This window comes from Microbacterium sp. P2_F9, from assembly GCF_056403635.1.
This window is the reverse complement of sequence record NZ_JBFUFC010000376.1, coordinates 1-1655: the sequence shown is the minus strand read 5'-3', so window position 1 is coordinate 1655 and position 1655 is coordinate 1. Positions and strand designations below refer to the sequence as shown.

General features: G+C 70.6%; 2 protein-coding genes. Both read right to left on the bottom strand.

Translation table 11 applies throughout. The features are described 5' to 3' along the window. Positions 1 to 319, bottom strand: a 319-nt coding sequence (locus tag AC1DVT_RS20140) for a biotin/lipoyl-containing protein (RefSeq protein ID WP_477391159.1), incomplete at its 3' end; no start/stop codon positions are given. A 65-nt stretch (positions 320 to 384) separates the two neighbouring features. Then, the coding region (locus AC1DVT_RS20135) for a dihydrolipoyl dehydrogenase (RefSeq protein ID WP_477391157.1) at positions 385 to 1655 on the bottom strand (1271 nt) is incomplete at its 5' end.

Below are 1655 nucleotides of genomic sequence, written 5' to 3'. Positions count from 1 at the left end.
CGGGCTGGGCCTCCGCGGGGGCCGCGGCCGGGGCGGCGGCTTCCTCAGCGGCAGGCGCGGGTGCCTCGGCAGGCGCCGCGGATCCATCGCCGATCTTGGCCAGAATGGCGCCGACCTCGACGGTCTCGTCCTCCTGSACGAGGATCTCCTSGAKCACGCCGSYGAWCGGCGARGGGATCTCGGTGTCGACCTTGTCSGTSGAGATCTCSAGCAGCCCTTCGTCCGCCTGGACGGTGTCGCCGACSYTCTTGAGCCAGCGGGTGACCGTKCCCTCGGTGACGCTCTCGCCGAGCGCGGGGAGGACCACGGATGTGCTCATGGGTGTGTCTCCTTCGGAATGCAAATGTCGTGTCTAGCTTAGTGATGAGCTTCAGGGCTCGGGGATCACAGGGCGTGCAGGGGTTTGCCCGCGAGGGCCAGGAACGCCTCGCCGAGCGCTTCGCTCTGCGTCGGGTGCGCGTGGAGGAACGGCGCGATGTCCTCGGGGTGCGCCTCCCAGGCGACCGCGAGCTGTCCCTCGGTGATGAGTTCGCCCACTCGATCGCCGATCAGGTGCACGCCGACGATGGGACCGTCCTTGACGCGGACGACCTTCACGATCCCGGAGGTGCCGAGGATCTCGCTGCGGCCGTTGCCGGCCAGGTTGTACTCGTAGGCGACGGTGCGCTCCGCGCCGTGCAGCGCCACCGCCTGCGGCTCAGTGAGCCCGACCGAGGCGAGTTCGGGGCTGCAGTAGGTCACACGGGGAATCTGCGAATCCGGCACGATCACGGGCGTGAGGCCGGCGATCTCTTCGGCGACGAAGATGCCCTGCTGGAAGCCGCGGTGCGCCAACTGGAGGCCCGGGACGATGTCCCCCACCGCCCAGACGTGCGGGGCGCTGGTGCGCAGCCGCTCGTCCGTGACGACGAACCCTCGTTCGAGCCCCACGCCGGCGGCCTCGTAGCCGAGCCCGTTCGTGGCCGGCCCGCGGCCGACCGCGACAAGAAGATAGTCGGCCTCGAACGTCTTGCCGTCCTCGAGAGTCACGGTGACGGTCTCATCCGTCTGGGTCGCCGTGGCGAAGCGCACGCCCAGCGAGTAGGCGATCCCGCGCTTGCGGAACGCGCGCTCGAGTCCCTTGGACAGCGCGGGGTCTTCGGCGGGGGCGAGGCGGGGGAGCGCCTCGATGATGGTGACGTCGGCGCCGAACGACCGCCAGACGCTCGCGAACTCGACCCCGATCACCCCGCCGCCGAGCACGATGACCCGGGCGGGGATCTCGTCGAGTTCGAGCGCCTGCTCACTCGTGAGGATGCGGCCGCCGATGTCCAGCCCCGGGAGCGTCCGGCTGTACGAGCCGGTCGCGAGGACGACATCCGTCCCCACGTAACGGTCCTCGCCCACCCGCACGGCCAGCCCGGCCTCGAGTGCTCCCTCGCCGGTGACCGTGGTGATCCCGCGCGCCTTGACGAGCCCTTCGAGCCCGCGGAACTTCTTCGCGACGATGCCCTCACGGTAGGCGCGCAGGCCCGCCGGATCGATCGCCTCGAACGTGGCGCGTACGCCGACGGATGCCGCTGACCGCGCGGTCTCGGCGACTTCGGCGGCGTGCAGCAGCGCCTTGGTGGGGATGCAGCCGCGATGCAGGCACGTCCCGCCGACCTTCTCCTTCT